This window comes from Microbacterium petrolearium (genome assembly GCF_054782875.1).
This window is the reverse complement of record NZ_BAAGRQ010000011.1, coordinates 44,257-62,445: the sequence shown is the minus strand read 5'-3', so window position 1 is coordinate 62,445 and position 18,189 is coordinate 44,257. Positions and strand designations below refer to the sequence as shown.

The 18,189-nt window shown below is 69.8% G+C and carries 22 protein-coding genes and 2 pseudogenes; 10 read left to right on the top strand and 14 right to left on the bottom strand.

Annotated features, from left to right (window positions below; translation table 11 throughout):
* Positions 1-6 precede the first annotated feature (6 nt).
* Entirely contained in the window at positions 7-246 is a 240-nt protein-coding gene (locus ACYVJ0_RS09910) for a hypothetical protein (RefSeq protein ID WP_449853083.1), read from the bottom strand.
* A 153-nt stretch (positions 247-399) separates the two neighbouring features.
* Between ACYVJ0_RS09910 and ACYVJ0_RS09905 the strand changes: the two genes are divergently transcribed.
* The 6 genes from ACYVJ0_RS09905 (at position 400) to ACYVJ0_RS09880 (ending at position 5,209) form a co-directional block, all read left to right on the top strand.
* A complete protein-coding gene (locus ACYVJ0_RS09905; RefSeq protein ID WP_449853082.1) occupies positions 400-897 on the top strand; it encodes a low molecular weight protein-tyrosine-phosphatase in 498 nt (165 codons plus the stop codon).
* A gap of 8 nt (positions 898-905) precedes the next feature.
* Positions 906-2,288: an adenylosuccinate lyase gene (purB, locus tag ACYVJ0_RS09900; RefSeq protein WP_460817579.1), complete on the top strand. Its 1,383-nt coding sequence runs from the start codon at positions 906-908 to the stop codon at positions 2,286-2,288.
* 76 nt (positions 2,289-2,364) lie between these two features.
* Positions 2,365-2,700, top strand: coding sequence for a type VII secretion target (locus tag ACYVJ0_RS09895; RefSeq protein WP_460817578.1), 336 nt, complete (start codon positions 2,365-2,367; stop codon positions 2,698-2,700).
* The gene (locus tag ACYVJ0_RS09890; RefSeq protein ID WP_460817576.1) at positions 2,697-4,301 is read left to right on the top strand and encodes a WXG100-like domain-containing protein; all 1,605 of its coding nucleotides are present in this window, start codon (positions 2,697-2,699) and stop codon (positions 4,299-4,301) included. Before ACYVJ0_RS09895 ends, ACYVJ0_RS09890 begins: the two co-directional genes overlap by 4 nt.
* A gap of 127 nt (positions 4,302-4,428) precedes the next feature.
* Positions 4,429-4,746 carry a hypothetical protein gene (locus tag ACYVJ0_RS09885; protein ID WP_449853078.1) on the top strand — a complete coding sequence of 106 codons (318 nt, stop codon included), beginning with the start codon at positions 4,429-4,431 and terminating at the stop codon, positions 4,744-4,746.
* A 46-nt stretch (positions 4,747-4,792) separates the two neighbouring features.
* Positions 4,793-5,209: a YbaB/EbfC family nucleoid-associated protein gene (locus ACYVJ0_RS09880; RefSeq protein WP_460817574.1), complete on the top strand. Its 417-nt coding sequence runs from the start codon at positions 4,793-4,795 to the stop codon at positions 5,207-5,209.
* A gap of 19 nt (positions 5,210-5,228) precedes the next feature.
* Here ACYVJ0_RS09880 and ACYVJ0_RS09875 read toward each other — a convergent pair whose 3' ends face one another.
* The 3 genes from ACYVJ0_RS09875 to ACYVJ0_RS09865 form a co-directional block, all read right to left on the bottom strand.
* Positions 5,229-5,945, bottom strand: coding sequence for an FHA domain-containing protein (locus ACYVJ0_RS09875; protein ID WP_449853076.1), 717 nt, complete (start codon positions 5,943-5,945; stop codon positions 5,229-5,231).
* 127 nt (positions 5,946-6,072) lie between these two features.
* Complete coding sequence (locus tag ACYVJ0_RS09870; RefSeq protein ID WP_460817572.1) at positions 6,073-6,402, bottom strand: amino acid transporter; 330 nt, start codon at positions 6,400-6,402, stop codon at positions 6,073-6,075.
* The gene (locus ACYVJ0_RS09865; protein ID WP_460817610.1) at positions 6,399-7,043 is read right to left on the bottom strand and encodes an acyl-CoA synthetase; all 645 of its coding nucleotides are present in this window, start codon (positions 7,041-7,043) and stop codon (positions 6,399-6,401) included. The genes ACYVJ0_RS09870 and ACYVJ0_RS09865 overlap by 4 nt, the downstream gene beginning before the upstream one ends.
* Before the next feature lie 133 nt (positions 7,044-7,176).
* Here ACYVJ0_RS09865 and ACYVJ0_RS09860 point away from each other — a divergent pair, with 133 nt between their 5' ends.
* The 3 genes and pseudogenes from ACYVJ0_RS09860 to ACYVJ0_RS09850 form a co-directional block, all read left to right on the top strand.
* On the top strand, positions 7,177-7,680 hold the full coding sequence (locus ACYVJ0_RS09860; protein WP_460817570.1) for a transporter substrate-binding domain-containing protein: 504 nt from the start codon (positions 7,177-7,179) through the stop codon (positions 7,678-7,680).
* Entirely contained in the window at positions 7,677-8,642 is a 966-nt protein-coding gene (locus ACYVJ0_RS09855) for a cation diffusion facilitator family transporter (protein WP_460817569.1), read from the top strand. Before ACYVJ0_RS09860 ends, ACYVJ0_RS09855 begins: the two co-directional genes overlap by 4 nt.
* Before the next feature lie 47 nt (positions 8,643-8,689).
* A pseudogene (locus tag ACYVJ0_RS09850) lies at positions 8,690-8,974 on the top strand (DnaJ domain-containing protein); the annotation flags it as partial.
* A gap of 53 nt (positions 8,975-9,027) precedes the next feature.
* Here the strand turns inward: ACYVJ0_RS09850 and ACYVJ0_RS09845 are convergent.
* The 10 genes and pseudogenes from ACYVJ0_RS09845 to ACYVJ0_RS09800 form a co-directional block, all read right to left on the bottom strand.
* Positions 9,028-9,306 (bottom strand): hypothetical protein, encoded by a 279-nt coding sequence (locus ACYVJ0_RS09845; protein WP_449853133.1) that lies wholly within the window; start codon positions 9,304-9,306, stop codon positions 9,028-9,030.
* A 162-nt stretch (positions 9,307-9,468) separates the two neighbouring features.
* Positions 9,469-10,317 (bottom strand): 3-hydroxyacyl-CoA dehydrogenase, encoded by an 849-nt coding sequence (locus tag ACYVJ0_RS09840; protein WP_449853072.1) that lies wholly within the window; start codon positions 10,315-10,317, stop codon positions 9,469-9,471.
* A gap of 98 nt (positions 10,318-10,415) precedes the next feature.
* A pseudogene (locus ACYVJ0_RS09835) lies at positions 10,416-11,541 on the bottom strand (IS3 family transposase); the annotation flags it as partial.
* A gap of 10 nt (positions 11,542-11,551) precedes the next feature.
* A complete protein-coding gene (locus tag ACYVJ0_RS09830) occupies positions 11,552-12,214 on the bottom strand; it encodes a hypothetical protein (protein ID WP_449853071.1) in 663 nt (220 codons plus the stop codon).
* A gap of 157 nt (positions 12,215-12,371) precedes the next feature.
* Positions 12,372-14,981 carry a replicative DNA helicase gene (gene dnaB, locus ACYVJ0_RS09825; protein WP_449853070.1) on the bottom strand — a complete coding sequence of 870 codons (2,610 nt, stop codon included), beginning with the start codon at positions 14,979-14,981 and terminating at the stop codon, positions 12,372-12,374.
* A gap of 354 nt (positions 14,982-15,335) precedes the next feature.
* Positions 15,336-15,791, bottom strand: a complete 456-nt coding sequence (gene rplI, locus ACYVJ0_RS09820; RefSeq protein WP_449853069.1) for a 50S ribosomal protein L9 — start codon at positions 15,789-15,791, stop codon at positions 15,336-15,338.
* A 9-nt stretch (positions 15,792-15,800) separates the two neighbouring features.
* Positions 15,801-16,055: a 30S ribosomal protein S18 gene (gene rpsR / locus ACYVJ0_RS09815; RefSeq protein ID WP_040168021.1), complete on the bottom strand. Its 255-nt coding sequence runs from the start codon at positions 16,053-16,055 to the stop codon at positions 15,801-15,803.
* 44 nt (positions 16,056-16,099) lie between these two features.
* The gene (locus ACYVJ0_RS09810) at positions 16,100-16,609 is read right to left on the bottom strand and encodes a single-stranded DNA-binding protein (RefSeq protein WP_449853068.1); all 510 of its coding nucleotides are present in this window, start codon (positions 16,607-16,609) and stop codon (positions 16,100-16,102) included.
* A 5-nt stretch (positions 16,610-16,614) separates the two neighbouring features.
* On the bottom strand, positions 16,615-16,977 hold the full coding sequence (gene rpsF / locus ACYVJ0_RS09805; RefSeq protein WP_449853067.1) for a 30S ribosomal protein S6: 363 nt from the start codon (positions 16,975-16,977) through the stop codon (positions 16,615-16,617).
* Between the two features lie 108 nt (positions 16,978-17,085).
* Positions 17,086-17,394, bottom strand: a complete 309-nt coding sequence (locus tag ACYVJ0_RS09800; protein ID WP_460817567.1) for a hypothetical protein — start codon at positions 17,392-17,394, stop codon at positions 17,086-17,088.
* A 227-nt stretch (positions 17,395-17,621) separates the two neighbouring features.
* Between ACYVJ0_RS09800 and ACYVJ0_RS09795 the strand changes: the two genes are divergently transcribed.
* Positions 17,622-18,185, top strand: a complete 564-nt coding sequence (locus tag ACYVJ0_RS09795) for an MFS transporter (RefSeq protein WP_449853129.1) — start codon at positions 17,622-17,624, stop codon at positions 18,183-18,185.
* The last annotated feature ends 4 nt before the right edge of the window (positions 18,186-18,189 follow it).

The following is an 18,189-nucleotide window of genomic DNA, read 5'->3' as shown; positions in this document are numbered from 1 at the left end:
CGCCTCCTATCCCACCGCGGCGCGCAGCCCGGCCGCCACCTTGTCGCACGCCACGGCCGCGTCCAAGGCGGCGCCCGCCCGCTCCTCCAGCTCGGCCTGCGCGGCGTCGCCGGCCGGCGATTCCCACATCGCGCTGCGTCGCGCGGCGCGGATGATCATCGCCGCCGTGGTCAGGTCGTCGGAGGCCCGCCGCAGCGACGCGCACATCGCCTCCACCACCTCGTCGATCTGCGTCGCGCTCGTCATGGCTCCACGATCCGCGATGGCGGCCGCCGGCGGGGCGCGCGAGCGGCGGATGTGGACGGCTCCCGCGCCTTCGCACGCTGTGAGCGAGCGGACGCCGCGCCCGATGCGCGGCCGGCCTTGGGACGACGGGGGTCGCACCGCCAGAATGGCCGCATGCCCTCGGATGCCTTCCGCGTCGTCTTCGTGTGCACCGGCAACATCTGCCGGTCGCCCATGGCGGAGGTCGTGTTCCGGCACCTGGCGACCGCCGCGGGCCTCGGCGACCGGGTCGTCTCCGCGAGCGCGGGCACCGGCGACTGGCACGTCGGCGAGCGCGCCGACGCCCGCACGATCGAGGCGCTGCGGCGACGGGGCTACGACGGGTCGCTGCACCGGGCCAGGCAGTTCGCCGCGAGCGACTTCCGCGACAACGACCTGGTCGTGGCGCTGGATCGCACGCACGAGCGGATCCTGACCAGCTGGGCGCGCACCGACGAGGACCGAGACAAGATCGCGCTGCTGCTGTCGTTCGATCCGGAGGCGGAGGGCCGGGACGTGCCCGATCCGTACTACGACGACGACGCGGCCTTCGACGAGGTGCTCGGTATGATCGAACGATCCGGTCGGGCGCTGTTTCGTCAGCTGGAGCCCGCCCTTCGTCCGCGATCCTGAGGACTCCCGTGAGCGATTTCCCGCCCCAGCCCCTGAGCCCGCTCGACGGCCGCTACCGCGCCGCGGTGTCGCCGCTCGCCGACTACCTCTCCGAGGCCGGCCTGAACCGCGCCCGCGTCGAGGTCGAGGTGGAGTGGATCCTGTCCCTCACCGACCACGCGCTGTTCGGCACCCGCCCGCTGCCGCTGGAGACGAAGCAGCAGCTGCGCGCGCTGTACCTGACGTTCGGCCAGGACGCGATCGACTGGCTCGCCGAGAAGGAGTCGGTCACCCGCCACGACGTGAAGGCCGTCGAGTACCTCGTGCGCGACCGGCTGTCGCAGCTGGGGCTGGACGACATCGCCGAGTTGACCCACTTCGGCTGCACGAGCGAGGACATCAACTCGCTCGCCTACGCCCTCACGGTCAAGCGCGCCGTCACGCGCGTGTGGCTGCCGAAGCTCAAGGAGGTCGCCGCGCGGCTGCGCGGCCTGGCCCTCGAGCACGCCGACGCCGCGATGCTCTCGCGCACGCACGGCCAGCCCGCCACGCCCACCACCATGGGCAAGGAGCTCGGGGTGTTCGTCTGGCGACTCGAGCGCGTGATCCGCCGCCTCGAGCAGACCGAGTACCTCGGCAAGTTCTCGGGCGCGACCGGCACCTGGTCGGCGCACCTCGCCGCCGCGCCCGAGGTGGCATGGCCCAACATCGCGCGCGAGTTCGTCGAGCGCCTGGGCCTGACGTTCAACCCCGTCACGACGCAGATCGAATCGCACGACTGGCAGGTCGAGCTCTACGACGCCGCCAAGCACGCCGGCGGCATCCTGCACAACCTCGCGCAGGACATCTGGACGTACATCTCGCTCGGCTACTTCGCCCAGATCCCCGTGGCCGGCGCGACCGGATCGTCGACGATGCCGCACAAGATCAACCCGATCCGCTTCGAGAACGCCGAGGCGAACCTCGAGATCGCGGGCGGCCTGTTCACCACGCTCGCGCAGACACTCGTCACGTCGCGGCTGCAGCGCGACCTCACCGACTCCACGACGCAGCGCAACATCGGCGTCGCGTTCGGACACTCCCTGCTCGCGCTCGACAACCTGTTGCGCGGCCTCGGCGAGATCTCGCTCTCGCGCGACGTGCTGCTGGCCGACCTCGACACCAACTGGGAGGTGCTCGGCGAGGCGATCCAGACGGTCGTGCGCGCCGAGGTGGTCGCCGGGCGCTCGCAGATCACCGATCCGTACGCGCTGCTCAAGGAGCTCACGCGCGGTCGCCGCGTCGGGCCCGCGGACCTCGCGGAGTTCGTGAGGGGCCTCGACATCGGCGACGAGGCCAAGCAGCGCCTGCTCGCCCTCACCCCCGCGACCTACACGGGCCTCGCCGAGCAGGTCACCCGCACCTACCTCTGACGAGGGCAGTCCTCCCCATCCCGCTCCCGGTCCGTCCGCCCCTAGCATCGATGCGGACGGATCTGGAGGGAACAAGATGACCGGTCTCGTGGATATCGACTTCGGCGTCATGCGTCGCGCCTCGGCAACGCTCTCCTCTGCGGCGGGCGACCTGGAGGACGCGGCATCGCGTGCACGGCAGGCGGACGTCTCCACCTCGGCCTTCGGGCTCATGAACCTCCCGTTCGGCAGCGCGCTGCCCCCGCTGTCCGAGCTCGTCGAGGCGCTGATCTCGACGGGGTCGGCGGCCTGCGTGACGCTCGCGAGCGACGTCGACGCCGCTCGCCAGGCGTTCGAGGACGTCGATGCCGATTCCGGCGCGCGCTACACGGCCGCCGAGGCCGACCTCGCCGGACAGAAGGCCCTCCAGTGACGGCGGCCGCGGCCACCGCGATCCGGAACGGGTCGTGGGCGCAGGGCGGGACGGCCGCGTTCCGAACGGACTTCAGCAGCCCCGGCGGTGTCGCCGCGACGATCGTGGGGTTCGCCCTCGAGTACGTGGCTCCGCTGAACGAGTGGCTCGACGATCTGGTCGGCGACGAGGGCCAGGTGCGGGCGTTCGCCGACGACTGGCGCCGCGCAGCGAACATCATCGACGCCGTGGAACAGGACCTCCACGCGGCAGACAACCGCCTCGACGTGCTCGAGGGCCGCACGGCACGCGCGATGAGGAAGCGGTTCGACGAGCTCCGGTCGCGCCTGGAGCTGACGTCCGAGAGCACCTCGGCCATCGCCGAGGCGCTCGAGCTCGCGTCGCAGATCGTCACGATGGTCCACGACGCGGTCGTCGGGGCGCTCTCGGAGCTGGCGGGTCTCGTCGGAGACCTGTTCGGCTTCGAGCTGAGCCTGCACTCCCTCGACCCGTTCGACCGGGTCGAGAAGCTCCAGAAGCTCATGGACCGCGCCTGGTACTTCATCGAGATGTGCGGGGCGCTCATCCAGCGGATGTTCGACGCCTTCACGCAGCTCATCGCGCTGATCCAGGCGCTGTGGCCGCTGCTGCTCGAGGCGCTGAAGGTCCTGCGCGAGATCGCCGCCGAAGCGGCGCCGTACATCGGCGCCTCGCTGGGGCCGACGCTCGGCGCCGTCGGCGGCTTCGGCCTCGGCGGCATCCCCGGCGCCATCGCCGGAGGCCTCGGTGGCGGGGCTGCCGGTTGGGCCCTGGGCGGCGGCGCCTCGACGCTTCTGCAGAACGACGCGCGCGTCACCGAGGTCCACCCCGATGACCTCACGATGGAACAGTACGACTACTACCTCAAGGCGCAGGAGGTCGATCGGCTCGGGTCCCTCGCCGATCTCGTCCAGCAGAACACCTACACCGACGGCATGGGCGGCTCGGAGCAGTCGGTCGTCGACGTCAAGAAGATCCGGGTCGGCGACGAGTACCGCTGGGTCGTGTCGCTGCCGTCGACGCAGGACTGGAACATCCCGACGGACGCAGGGGCCACGAACGACCTCAACTCCAACGTCGCGCTGATGACCATGGACAATGAGCTGCTGCGCACGCAGTACGAGCGCGCGGTGTACCAGGCGATGCAGGACGCCGGCGTGCCCGACGGCGCCGAGGTCGTGTGGACGGGCTTCAGCCAGGGCGGCATCATGGCGGCCAACCTGGCCGAGAACTCGCCGTATTCCACGGTCGGCGTCGTGACGAACGGCTCCCCGACCGGCACCTTCGACCTCGATCCCGACATCCCCGTCTACTCCTTCCAGCACGCGACGGATCCCGTCCCCCATCTGGACACGGTCATCGGAGCGAACGGCTCGTCCCCCCACCCGAACCACCACACGATCACGCTGCCGAACCCGACGTCCAATCCGGTCGACGTGATGGAGATCCACAAGAACGACAACTATGCGCAGAGCGTGGCCGCGTGGGAGACTCAGATGCAGGACGACCCGTCGTACCAGGAGTTCCTGGGACTCGTATCGGGTGAGGTCGTCGACCACCAGCAGCACCGTTGGAACGAGTGACGTGCGCAGAGGCTATCGAATCGCAGCGGCGATCGCGGGGGCTGCCGCACTGGCGGCGACGCTCGTCGGATGCGCCGCGGGAAGTGCGGATCGGCTCCCGGCCGCGCTGGAGGAGGCCGACGATCGCGTGACCGCGGTCGAGACATCCACGGGGTACGAGGGCTTCGCGCAGTACCTGTCCGTCGGGGTCGACATCGACGACGACTCGATGACCGAGGCGCAGCTGCGCGCCATGCTCACCGTCATCGCCGACAACGCCGGGTCGGGATTCGAGCGGATCTCGCTGGGCGTGCGCGACGGCCGCCGGCCGGGCGTGCACGAGGGGTACATCGACCTGGGCGGGCTCGCCGAGCAGCTGGGCCTCCCGCTCGCCGACGACGACACCTCCATCCTCATCAAGATCATGTGGGACGATCTCGTTGCCGCGCGCGCGGGGTGGGAGTGAGCATGACGGACCCGCTCGCCGGCTTCGCCGAGATCCTGGAGAACTCATGACCGACCCACTCAGCGGCCTCGCGGCGGCGCGCGAGCGCGTGCAGCAGCAGATGGACCAGGCCCGGCGCCGGCAGGAGGCCATCCACCGCCTGTCGCGGGAGATCGAAGACACCACCTCGCGCGCCAGCTCTCCGCGCGGCGAGGTGACGGTCGTCGCGACGGCGAAGGGCGCCGTATCGGCCGTCGAGCTCGGCGGCGCCGCGATGGATCTCGCCCCGCAGGCGCTCGGCGAACTCCTCACAAGCACCATCCGCGCGGCGCAGAAGGCGGCGGCGGAGCAGGCGCTCGCGCTCACCGAGAACACGCTCGGCAACGGCGCCTTCACCGCCGAGCTGCGCGCCGACATCGCGCAGCGCTACGGCGACGACGGTCCCGAGCCCGACGACTACCTCTCCCGCTTCACCGCCCGCTGACCGCGGCGGTTCTCGAGGCTCAGTCCTGCGCGCGCAGCGCCTCGTCCTCGAGCAGCCCGAGGTCGTCGCGGGTGACGAGGTTCGACGACACCGCGTACTCGACCAGGCGCGCGCGGCGGTTCGTCGCCAGCTTGCCGGGGCCGCCGCGCAGCCCCTGCACGCCCATGCGGTCGAGCTTGTCGCAGACGTTGTCGAGCTTGCGGTTGAACTTGCTCATCGTCCAGCCGAGGCGCTGTGCGGCGGCCGTGCTCGACGGCAGCTCGCTCATGCTCACGCCGTCGCGGCGCAGCATCGGCTCGGCCAGCGCGACGATGAGCAGCTTCTGCAGCGGGGTGAAGCTCACCGGCATCACGGTGGTCTCACCGCTGACCTGGTTCTGGATCGACGACGAGACCGCGAAGGGAGCCTCGTCGGCGTGCAGGTTGAGCTCGTAGGTCGTGGGCCCGGCCGTGAAGACCACGACGCTCTCGGCGAAGACGATCGGCATGCGCGCGCCGGGCGAGAGCCACGACTGCACCGCACCGCCCGCGCTCGAGACCGTCGCCGACAGGCGCGATCCCACGTTCGCGAGCCACCAGAGCCCGTCGTAGAACGAGATCTCCAGGAAGATGCGGTGCAGGTACTGGTTGTCGTCCACCTCGAGGTCGCCCTCGCGACCGATCGTGAACTGCTGATCGGGCGCCAGCTCGTGCCATTCGCCCGCGAACTCCACGCGCAGCTTCTTGGTCGAGCTCATCCCCGAGGGAATCGTCGATTCCTCGATAGCCCCAGTGTCATGTGCCATGAAAGCCCCTGTCCCCCGCGCAGGATACTGGCCGCGCGATCCATGGGCATTCTAGGGGAGATGTGGGGACCGTTGGGGATCAGGATCCGTCTTCGCCGCGAGTGCCCTCGTCGGCGGCCCGATCCTTCGGCTCACGGCGCAGCAGAACGGGCCCGTCGACCGGCCGCTCCACGTCGGCGGGATCGATCGCCAGCAGCAGCAGCGAGAGGATCAGCAGCACGGCGATGAACGACACGCCCGCGACGATCCCCGCGACCGCCCATGCCCGCAGCACGTCCTCGCCGGGGATCGCCTGCCAGGCTCCCATCGCCATCGCGGTGACGAGGCCGGCGAACGCCGCGGCGACGAACGCGATCCCCACCAGCTGCACGGGGCGCATGAGGTCGCGGCGTCGGCTCTTGTCGGTCACTGCGGGTCCTTCGGGGTCGGGGCGGAGGGGATCGGGGTGGCCGGGTCGGCGTCCGCGGAGGTCGTCTGCAATGCGCTCGCGGCGCGCGGCGAGAGGCCGGCGATCCCGAACCAGACGGCGAGGATGGCGGCGTAGCCGCCGAGCAGGCCCACGGCGATGATCGTGCCGGTGAGGGTGAACGAGCGGCCCGCGTCCTCGATGAAGTAGTCGAGTCGGTAGCCGGCGGGCACGAGGAGCACGGCGAGCGCCAGGACGAGGCCGAGCACGCCGGCGACGATCGTGTCGCGGGCCGTCTCGCGGCCGGCGCGGCGCTCCACGAGCCCGATGACGACCTCCACGAGGCCCGCGAGCAGACCCCAGGCGATGAGCACGGCGAACAGCATCGTGGTGCTACGCAGCTGCGGCAGCCCGCTCACGACGCCGGCGACGAGGTAGACGGTCGCGAGCAGCACGAACCGGCCGCGCTGGCCCTGCGGCTGCACGAGCCACACCGCGAGCCCCAGCACGGCGGCGGTCGTCACGGCGAAGCCGCTGAACACCGCCAGGCCGACCTCGGCGGAGTGATCCGGCGAGAACGTGATCATCACGGCGGCGATCGCCGCGAACAGGGCGCGCAGCAACTGCACGTGCCGGGCCGTCATAGTCACCGGATCATCCTATTCCGGCCACCTGGGAGAACGATTCGGCAGGGGCCGGGGCGGCGCCCGGCTACAACGGCGTGCCAGGCCCTCGCAAGGCATTGCGTCCCGGCGCCCGCGCGGCAAGGCTCGGGGCATGCAGAACCGACGCGTCGCGCACCGACCGCGCCGGCGGAGGCCGTGGCTCCGGGTTGCGGCGCTGCTCGCGGCGGCCCTCTCCCTCCCCGCCTGCGGGCTCAGCATCCCCTCCGATCCGGACGGCACGCTCGACCGCGTGAGCGGCGGCACGCTGCGGGCGGGAGCGTCCGCGGATCCGAGGCTCGTCGAGGTGCGCGGCGGCGAGCCGGAGGGGCCCCTCGTGGACCTCGTCGAGGAGTTCGCCGATCGGATCGACGCGGACACCGAGTGGACGGTGGCGAGCGAGGAGAGCCTCGTGACCGGCCTCGAGGAGGGGCGGCTCGACCTCGCGGTCGGCGGCTTCACCGATGCGACGCCGTGGTCGGATCGGGTCGGCCTCACGCGCGGCTACCCCGGCATCCCGGGCGCGGACGGGCGGCCCATCGCCGTGCTCGTGCCCCTGGGCGAGAACGCCATGCTCGCCGAGCTCGAGGCCTTCCTCGACGAGGAGGTCGGATCGTGACCCGATTCGGGCGCACCGATCTGCCGGAGCGCGAGCGGGCCGCGCTGCGCAGCGCCGTGCGCTGGGAGCTGTTCACGATCGGCTACACGCTCGTGACGATCACGCTCGTCGCGTTCGTCGTCGGCAACTCGCAGGCGATGAAGACCGCCTGGATCGAGGACATGCTCTCGCTGCTGCCGCAGCTCGCCTTCCTCGTCGCGCTGCTGTTCGTGCGCCGGCGCCCGTCGAAGGCGCATCCCTACGGCCGGCATCGCGCGATGGGGGTCGGCCACCTCGTGGCCGGTGTGGCTCTGCTCGCCGTCGGCGCGAACCTCGCCGTCGAGGCGGTCGTCGGCCTCATCGCCGCCGAGCATCCCACGATCGGCACGGTCCGGCTGTTCGGCGAGACCGTGTGGCTCGGCTGGCTCATGGTGGGCGTCATGGCGCTCATCGTGATCGGGCCGCTGTTCTACGGCCGCGCCAAGGCGAAGCTCGCCCCCGTGCTGCACAACAAGCTGCTCTACGCCGACGCCGACATGGCGCGGGCCGACTGGCACACGAACGCCGCGTCGATCGTCGGAGTGCTGGGCGTGGGCGCCGGAATCTGGTGGCTGGACGGCGCGGCCGCCCTGTTCATCTCGCTCGGCATCATCTGGGACGGGCTGCGCAACACGCGCGCCGCGATCACCGACCTCATGGATCGGCGCGCCCGCACGCACGACGACGGCGAGCCCCATCCGCTCATCGCCGAGACGGTCGGCTACCTGCGGTCGCTGCCGTGGGTGACGCGGGCGGCGGTGCGGATGCGCGACCAGGGCCAGGTGTTCCACGTGGAGGCCTTCGTTGTGCCGCGCCGGGGCCGGGTGACGCTCCGGCAGCTGCGCGACGCGTCGGACGGCGTCGCGCAGCTGGACTGGAAGATGCAGGACGTGGTCGTCGTGCCGGTCGATCGGCTCCCCGAGGAGGCCGACCGCAGCACCTGACGCGACGGGCGGGCACATAGGCTGGACGTCCCCCGATCGAGGAGCCCATGTTCGACAGCCCGCTCTCGAGGTCGGCGTATGAGGTGCTCGGCGTCGACCCCTCCGCCGACGTCGACGCGCTCCGCCGGGCCTTCCGCCTGCGCCTGCGCCAGACCCACCCCGACGCCGGGGGCGAGGCCGCGGAGTTCATCGACGTGCAGCGCGCGTGGGAGCTCGTCGGCACGGAGGAGGCACGCGTCGCCTACGATCGCGGCCACGGGTTCGTCGGCGACTCCGACTGGCGCGGCTGGAGCGCGCCGCCCGCGCCGCGCGACTCCCGCCTCCGCTACCGTGTGCGAAAGGCCCGGAACCTCGGTCCGGGCCTTTCGCCGTTCCCGGGGGACGCTCACTCGCGGCACAGATCCCGGATCGCGGCGGTGATGCTGTGCCGGGAGCCGGTCGGGCGGGCCTCGCCGAGGTGCGTGCCGGCGAAGCACTCCCAGCCGTCGCCGATGGCGCAGACGTAGCCCTTGACGGTGCCGTCGAGCACGATCTGGTAGCAGTCCAGGCCGACGGGGACGATCGTCGCCTCCGGGGCACGGCCCAGCGCGGGGTGGCCGGAGGACATCGGCGCGTAGGCGCCGGCACTGCGTCGAGCGGGGGTGGGATCTGCGGTCAACGTCATCGTCTGTCCTGCCTTTCGGCCAGTGGATGGTGCTCTGACCAGCATCCCGATCGCGACGGCGGAACCGGAATCGGCGAGGGAGGGTTGACGATCGTATGCCTGCCGGGCTATACGCGACGGCGCCCCGGATCGCAGGGATCCAGGGCGCCGTCGAGCGGTGCGTCAGGCGTAGTCGTAGAAGCCCTTGCCGACGCCGCGGCCGAGGCGGCCGGTGTCGATGTAGTCCTTCTTGATGCGCTCGGCGAACTCGCGCTGGACCGGGTCGGCGCTGTCCTTGTTGAGGTTGTAGGGCGTGACCATGCCCACCACGTCGAAGATCTGGAACGGGCCCAGGGGAGCGCCGGTCGCCTTGCGCCAGGTGAGGTCGATCGTCTCGATGTCGGCGACCCCCTTCACCCAGAGGGCGGCGGCGGCTCCGAGCAGGGGGACGAGGAGCGAGTTGAGCACGTAGCCCGGCTGCTCCTTCTTGACCCGGATCGCGACCATGCCGATCTCCTCGGCGAACTGGGCCACCTGCTCGAACACGGCGGGGTCGGTCTGGGACTGCGCCATGACCTCGCCGGTGTTGTTCTTCCACACCTCGTTGGCGAAGTGCAGGGCGAGGAACTTCGACGGGCGATCCGTCGCGCTGACGATGTCGCTCGGCAGCAGCGTGGACGAGTTGGTGCAGAAGATCGTCTTCTCGGGAGCGACGGCCGAGACCTTCGCCCACGTGTCGCGCTTGATGTCGAGGCGCTCGGGCACGGCCTCGATGATGATGTCGGCGTCCGACACGGCATCGGCCAGGTCGCTCGTCGCCCGGATGCGCGCCACGGCGGCGTCGAGCTTCTCCGGCGTCGCGTCGGGCAGGTCGCGCAGGTACAGCGGCTTGAGGTACTCCCAGCGCTCGGGCAGCTTGGCGAGGATCTCATCGCTGATGTCGTACGCGACGACGGTCTTGCCGAAGTACGCGGCCTGGAAGATGATCTGCGATCCCAGCACACCCGTGCCGAGAACGGTGAGGTTCTGCATGACTCCTTCTTTCTGAACAGTCACCAACCACTCTCCTCCCTGCATCGAAGGCACAGGATCGGACGGATGGGCGTGAGCGAACTGGTGACAGGTTCGGTTTAGGCCGCGAGTGTGAGCGGCTCGGCTAGCTTGGCTTCGAACCCGATGGGCGTCAAGCCGCCGAGGGTGTCCTGGGCGCGCTGGCGGTGATACTTCCGCTCGATCCAAACGACGATGGCGAGTCGCAGCTCCTGCCGGGTCGCCCACCGCTGCTGGTTGAGAACGTTCGTTTGCAGCAGTGACCAGAAGCTCTCCATGGCCGCGTTGTCGCCGGCGGCGCCGACTCGTCCCATCGATCCGACCATGTGGTGACGGCGTAACTCGCGGACCATCGCGCGGCTGCGAAACTGGCTGCCCCTATCGGCGTGATGCAGCCGGCGACCTCACCGCGGCGCGCGACAGCATTTCGGACGGCGTCTACGGCGAGCTTCGCGGTCATCCGGTCGCTGATCGAGTAGCCGACGATGCGGTTGGAGAACACGTCCTTGATCGCGCAGCAGTAGAGCTTGCCTTCGCTCGTCCAGTGCTCCGTGATGTCCGTGAGCCAGAGCCGGTTCGGTGCATCGGCGCGGAACACCCGCTGGACGTGGTCGTCGAACACGGGCGGCCCGGCCTTCTTCCCCTTCCCGCGTCGCCGGCGTTGCGCGGACGAGAGAATCCCGGCCTGCGAGCACAGCTTCCACGCCGTCCGCCGGCTCATCCGCCACCCCGCCCGGCGGGCTTCGTCGGCGAGGTATCGGTAGCCGAACATCGGGTCGTCGTGGTGCGCGTCATGCAGCGCGTTGATCCGATATGCGCGGAGCACGTCCGCGTCCCGGACGGGGTCGTTGCGCCACCGGTAGTAGGGCTGGCGGGCGAGCTTCAGGACCCGGCACGACACCGTCACGGGGATCCCCGCGTCGGCGAGCTCAGATACGAGCGGGTACGTCATTTTGGGGAGCCACCAAGCCGCAGGTTCGCCTGCGACAGATACGCCGCCGCACGGCGGAGGACCTCGTTCTCCTGCTCGAGCAACCGGATCCGCTTCTTCAACTCCCGCGCCTCGGCGGCGTCCGCGGCGGTCTGGCCGGGACGGTTACCGTCTTCGACGTCGGCTTGACGGAGCCAGTTCTGCAACGTCGCTTCGCTGATACCGAAGTCGGCGGCGATCTGTTTGATGGTGACGCCGCTACCGAGGGCGACAGCGCGTTGACGTTCAGGGCTGCGGGTACTCCCACTCCCAACCGCCTTGTCCCGTCATGTCCAACACGATCACGCCGGTCGCGGTCGGCACGTCGAGCACCATGCTCCCCGCCACTCGCTCGCCGGGGCCGACCACGGACGGAATCATCTCTGCGTCGGTCAGGCACGACCAGGCCGCCATCGAGTTCGGGTCTCCGTTGAAGGTGGTGCCGTTCTCGGCGATCACCTTCCATGTTCCGTTGAAGTACATCTGATCCGCGAACGCGGAGGTCGTCTCACCCTCGAGGTCGATCTTGACGAAGTGACCGTTCTCGGGGCTCTCGGCGAACTCACCCGTGCACCCGGGATCGACAGTGATCGAGGTGACGACGAAGGACGCGTCAAGGGCGTCGATCGAGTCGCCGAACCCGAACACCTCGCCGACCCGCTTGACCAGGTTGCCGCGCGGCGACGTGCCATCACCTGAAGCCTGATCCTCGGTCGGCTCGGGGCTCGGTGTGTTAGGCACCGCCGGTTCGATAGTCGGCGTGCTGGGCGCGGGAGCGGGCTCCGTCGGCGCGGTGGGCGCGCATCCAACGACGACCACGGCAGCGGCCGCGATGATGGCCCCGAGGGCAATCTTGTGCATGAGGTGACGTCGCCTTCGTGGGACGGCCGCTTGCGAATCGGCCAGCATCGTCGCTCGCAAGCCACCGTGGGGTGGACTGTGCGATACCCGGATGAAGCCAGGGTAGTGGTGGGGTGCGACATTTCCCGAGCACGGGAAGCGGTGGACGGAAGTGACACGGCGCCCCTCCCGGGATCGGGAGGGGCGCCGCCGGTCGGGTAACCGCTTATTCGTCTCCGCCGAAGCCCGAGGGGGCCATGTCGGTGAAGCGGGAGAAGTGTCCCTGGAAGGCGACCTCAATCGTCGCCGTCGGTCCGTTTCGGTGCTTGGCCACGATGAGATCCGCCTCGCCGGGGCGGGTGTCCTTGTCGTAGACCGAGTCTCGGTGCAGCAGGATGACCATGTCGGCGTCCTGCTCGATCGATCCCGACTCGCGGAGGTCGCTGACCTGCGGGCGCTTGTCGGTGCGCTGCTCGGGGCCACGGTTCAGCTGCGACAGCGCGATGACGGGTACCTGGAGCTCCTTGGCGAGGAGCTTGAGCGCGCGCGAGAACTCCGAGACCTCCTGCTGTCGTGACTCGACGCGCTTGCCGCTCGTCATCAGCTGCAGGTAGTCGATGATCACCATGCTCAGGCCCACGCGCTGCTTCAGCCGCCGGCACTTGGCGCGGATCTCGACGAGCGTCATGTTCGGGCTGTCGTCGATGTACAGCGGGGCGTCGTGGATGCGCCCCTGCGTCTGCGCGACCGTGGTCCAGTCGCGCGAGTCGAGCATGCCCTTGCGCAGGTTCTGCAGCGGGATCGCGCCCTCCGCGCTGAGCAGGCGCATGGCGATCTCGGCCTTGCCCATCTCGAGCGAGAAGAACACGGCCGGCTTCTGGTGCTTGATTGCCGCTGCACGGGCGAAATCGAGCGCCAGCGTCGAGTTGTGGGTGGGGATCATCGACTCGCCGGCGAGGTACAGGTGCTCGTCGTTGTCAACCTGCACGCACCGCACGGGCACGCTCTCGATCGGTCGCACAGCCGTCACGTACCGGCGGCCGATGCGCGTGGCGTTCGACGGGCGCTCCTGGGCGTGGAGCGCGCGCTTGCGCTCGAGCCAGAAGACGTCGTCGGTCGTCGAGAAGTTCAGGATGTACGCCGTCGATGATGCCTCGCTGCGACCGCGCACCCGCTTGGTGGTGCGGCCGCAGCGATACCCGAGCCCCACGATCAGCTCGTAGACCGAGTCGGCCAGCTTCTTGCTCGTCACCGCGAACTGGCAGGACCCGACGCCGCGGACGACCGAGCCGTCGGTGTCCATCAGTCCCGCGAGCAGCTCGCGGCGCTGCGCCTCCGATGCGCGAAGGTACGCGGAGGGAATGTGCTTGTCGCCGAGCACGCCGAGTCCCCGCAGCAGTGCGGTGAACGAGCCGTGATCGCGGTAGCACGCGGCGCACTGCCACGACTCCCCCGAGAACGGCTTCCCGCAATCCGGGCACGACATGCGCTCAGGGTGCGCGCCCTTGTTCTTCGGGCCGCACGTCCGACCGCACGTGCGCACGTGCGGGTGCCGGGCGATGAACTCCGCGCCGCACACCTCGCAGTCGCGCACCAGCGGCTCACGCTCAAGGAGCTTCAGCGCGTAGAGCATCTGCCCGCGCGCCTCGACGCGCACGCCCTGGCGCGCGATCAGCGCCGGGATCTCGGCCGTCTCGCTCGTCAGCCGGGCGCCGTCGCTGTGGCCGTCACCCAGCCACGCGCCGAGCGCGTAGGGTGCGATCGGCAGGTCGGCCTCGGGAGCCTGGAGCGGCTGCGCGTTGCGGATCGAGTGATTGGCGCGAGCCTCGGCGCCGACCGTCAGCGTCGCGAGCATCTGCTCGGTCGTCACGATCCCGGTACCGCCGGTGCCCCGACGACTCGCGCGCGTCTCGGTCACCCACTGGTGCTCGGCATCGGCGATGATCGTCGAGCCGTCCGAGAAGACGACCTCGTAGGTCGGACGACCGTACATCACCTCGGTCGCCGCCACGACGCGAGTGGGGCGCCCGGCCGCGTCGTAGAGCTCGTCGCCGACCTGCACCTCGCCCATGGTCGTCCATCCACTCGGCGTCGGCAGTGGGGTGTCCAGTGCGAGCGCCTTGCCCATGGCGGGACGGGCGGCGACGACGATCATCTGTCCGCCGTGCAGGCCGTTGGTGAGCGTGTCGAGCTCGGTGAACCCGGTCGGGATGCCGGTCATCTGGCCGTCGCGCCCGCGGGCGGCCTCGATCTCCTCGATCGCCGCGTCGACCGCGACGTTGAGCGGCACGTAGTCCTCGGTGGTCTCGGTGCCCGTGACGCTGTAGATCTCCGCCTGCGACGCGTTGACGAGGTCGGTCGCGTCACCCTGGCCCTGGTACCCCATCTGCACGATACGAGTGCCGGCCTCGACGAGGCGGCGCAGCAGCGCCTTGTCGGCGACGATCTCGGCGTAGTAGCCGGCGTTGGCCGCCGTCGGCACGATCGAGGTGAGGGTGTGCAGGTAGTCGGCACCGCCGGCTCGCTGCAGGTCACCCGTCTTGAGCAGCTCGTCGGTGACGGCGACCACGTCGGTGGGCTCGCCGTGCGAGTACAGCGAGAGGATCGCCTCGAAGATCAGCTCGTGCTTCGGGATGTAGAAGTCCGGCCCTCGCAGCGTCTCGATGACGTCGGCGACGGCGTCCTTCGACAGCAGCATCCCGCCCAGGGTGCTCTGCTCCGCCAGCAGGTCGTTCGGCGGCGTGCGCTCCTGATCCCGGGAGCTACCGAGTCGCTCCTCCGAGATGTCAGCGATCGACACGCGCGCACCACTTCCTCTGCTGGCTTGATCGTTCATCGGGATGGAACCACGGACCTCCGACATCGCGATGGACGTCGAGTCGGGCCTGCCGGTTCACGCTAGGAGTCGTTCACCCCGCCCGCAATTCACCCTGTGGATAACTCTGTGGACGATCCTGGGCAAAACGCCGTGCACGGTGTGGACGCCGCCTGTGGACAGATTTGGACACGCCCGCATCATCGTGCGCAGAAACTGCGCGTAATCAGAGCTTTTCCGATTCCACAGTCTGTGGAGAGAACTGCACTTCAACCTGCACATGAAGGTCGTCGCTCGTCGCATCTTCATCCACATACAGCGCGAGACGGCGCGGATCCCGAAGGACCCGCGCCGTCTCGGCGTGCGCTCAGGGCGTCACTTCTTGAGCGCGACCACCTGGATGTTGATCACGGCGGTCACGTCGTCGTGCAGACGGACGAGAGCCTCGTGCTCGCCGACCGACTTGATCGGCGACGGGATGGTGATCTTGCGCTTGTCGAGGTCGCCCAGGCCGGCCTCGGACACGGCGGCGGCGATGTCCGCCGGCTTGACCGAGCCGAACAGGCGCCCCTCGGCGCCCGCCTTGACGGCGAGCTTGACCTTGCCCTCGGCCAGCTTGCCCTTGAGGGCGACGGCCTCCTCGTGGGTCGCGATCGCGCGGGCCTCGCGGGCGGCGCGGATCGACGCCACCTGCTTCTCGCCACCGCGCGTCCACGCCACGGCGAATCCCTGCGGGATGAGGTAGTTGCGGGCGTACCCGTCCTTGACCTCGACCACGTCTCCGGCGCTGCCCAGGCCGTCGACCTCGTTCGTGAGAATCAGCTTCGACATGGGTGCTCCTTACCGGCCCGCGCCCGCGTAGGGCAGGAGAGCCATCTCGCGAGCGTTCTTGATCGCCTTGGCGATCAGACGCTGCTCCTGCACCGAGACGCCGGTGATGCGACGGGCGCGGATCTTGCCGCGCTCCGAGATGAACTTGCGAAGGGTGGCGACATCCTTGTAATCGATGACGCCGACCCGGATCGACTTCGCGGGAGCGGCGTTCTTCGCGCCCTTCCGCGGCTTGCGGCGGTCGCCGCTCGACTTTCCAGCCATGTTGGGTCCTTAGTGAGAAAGAGAGATCTGGATGGGGTTCCGGCTCAGAACGGGGTGTCGTCGCCGAAGGATCCCGGGGTGCTCCATGCGTCGGCTCCGGCCGATCCCGGAGTCGCCCACGGCTCCTCCGACACCTGCTGGCGGGGCTGCTGCTGCCCGCCGCCGAACTGCTGACCGCCGCCGGATCCACGTGCCACGCGGGTGACCTGCGCGGTCGCGAAGCGGAGCGAGGGGCCGATCTCGTCGACCTCCAGCTCGATCGCGGTGCGCTGGTTGCCCTCGCGGTCCTGGTAGGAGCGCTGGCTCAGGCGGCCCTGCGCGATGACGCGCATGCCCTTGGTCAGCGATCCGGCCACGTGCTCGGCGAAGTCACGCCACACGCTCGCACGGAGGAAGAGGGCTTCGCCGTCCTTCCACTCGCCCGAAGCGCGATCGAACGTGCGCGGCGTCGAGGCGATCGTGAAGTTCGCCACGGGGACGCCGTTGTTCGTGTAACGAAGCTCCGGGTCCGCCGTGAGGTTCCCCACCACGGTGATGACGGTTTCGCCGGCCATGGTGCTTAGGCCTTCGCCGCCGTCTTGCGAGCAGCCTTGGCCTCGGCGCGCTTGGCCTCGGACGCGATCATGGCGATCGCCTCTTCGGCACGCAGCACCTTGGTGCGCATGATCTGCTCGTTCAGCTTGAGCTGGCGGTCGAGCTCGACGGTGGCCTCGCTCGTGGCGGTGAAGTTGACGACGGCGTAGATGCCCTCGTTCTTCTTCTGGATCTCGTAGGCGAAGCGGCGCTTGCCCCAGACATCGACCTTGTCGATCGTGCCATCAGCATCCGTGATGACCTTCAGGAACTTGTCGAGAATCGTGGGAACCTGGCGCTCGTCGATCTCCGGCTGAAGGATCACCATGAGTTCGTACTGGTGCGTCATTGACCCACCTCCTTCGGACTAGATCGGCCGCCGAGCATCTCTCGACGGCAGGAGGGTGTGTTGCACATCGCGCGGCGTGAGGCCGCACAACCTTTGCAGTCTATCCGATCAGGGCTTTTCCCGCGAACCCGCGGGGTCGGCCTCGGGGCGCGAGGTGCGCAGCATCGGACCGAGGGCGAAGACCATCTGGTAGAGCGGGCGCGGGGTGTCGGGATCGGCGTCGCGGGCGTTGCGGAGCCGTTCCCCCCAGCGGGCGCCGAGCTCCTGCAGCTCGGCGGACAGCTCCTCCGCCTCCGCTTTGGTCAGCGGCGCCTGACTGATGCTGCCGATGCGAACCGTCTCGTCCGGCTCGCCGATGAAGGCCTCCGGCTCACCTCCCAGCACGGCGCGCAGCCAGCGCAGCACGGGTTCGGTCACGAGCCGCGCCTCCGGGGAGTCCTTGCTCAGCCGGTACCCGTCGGTCGAGAGCGGCTTCCACACGCGGTCGCGCCGGTCGCGCGCGAGCTCACCTCGTCGCCGCGGTCGGCGCCATCCTCATCCGCCGGCCGCTGAACGGCGACCTCGCCGAGGCGCGCAGCACGCACCCGCTCAAGGCGCTCGCCGAGGGCCTGCGCTACGTCGGCTCGCAGCCCCTGTTCGTGGTCATGATCGCGCTCGCGATCGTGCTGAACACCGCGAGCAACGGCTCGACGATCGCCGTGACGCTCGACCTGGCCGAGCGCGGCACCGATCCGTTCCTCATCGGCCTGCTCAGCACGATGATCGGCGCCTCGCTGCTGGCGGGATCGTTCCTCGCGCCGGTGCTCGTGAAGCGGGTGCGCACGGGCACGATCGTGCCCGCGTGCATGGCCGTGATGTCGCTGTCGTTCCTCGCCATGGCGATCTTCCCCACCTACGGCGCGATCCTCGCCTGCTACACCGTCGCCTACCTTCTCGCGCCGGCGCTGAACGCGTCGATCTTCTCGTACGCCGCCGTCATCACCCCCGAGCAGATGCAGGGCCGCTTCTCGTCGGTCGCCGCGCTCTCGGGCGCCGCCTCGTTCCCCCTCGCACCGCTGGTCGGCTCCGGCCTGCTCGCGGGCGTCGGCCTGGCCACCGCGCTCCTCGTGCTGGCGCTCACGCTCGTCGCCGTCGCGATCGCCCTGTCGCTCTTCCGCCCGCTCACCCGCATCGGCACCCCCGACACGTGGGCGGCCGACGCGGCCTGACCCG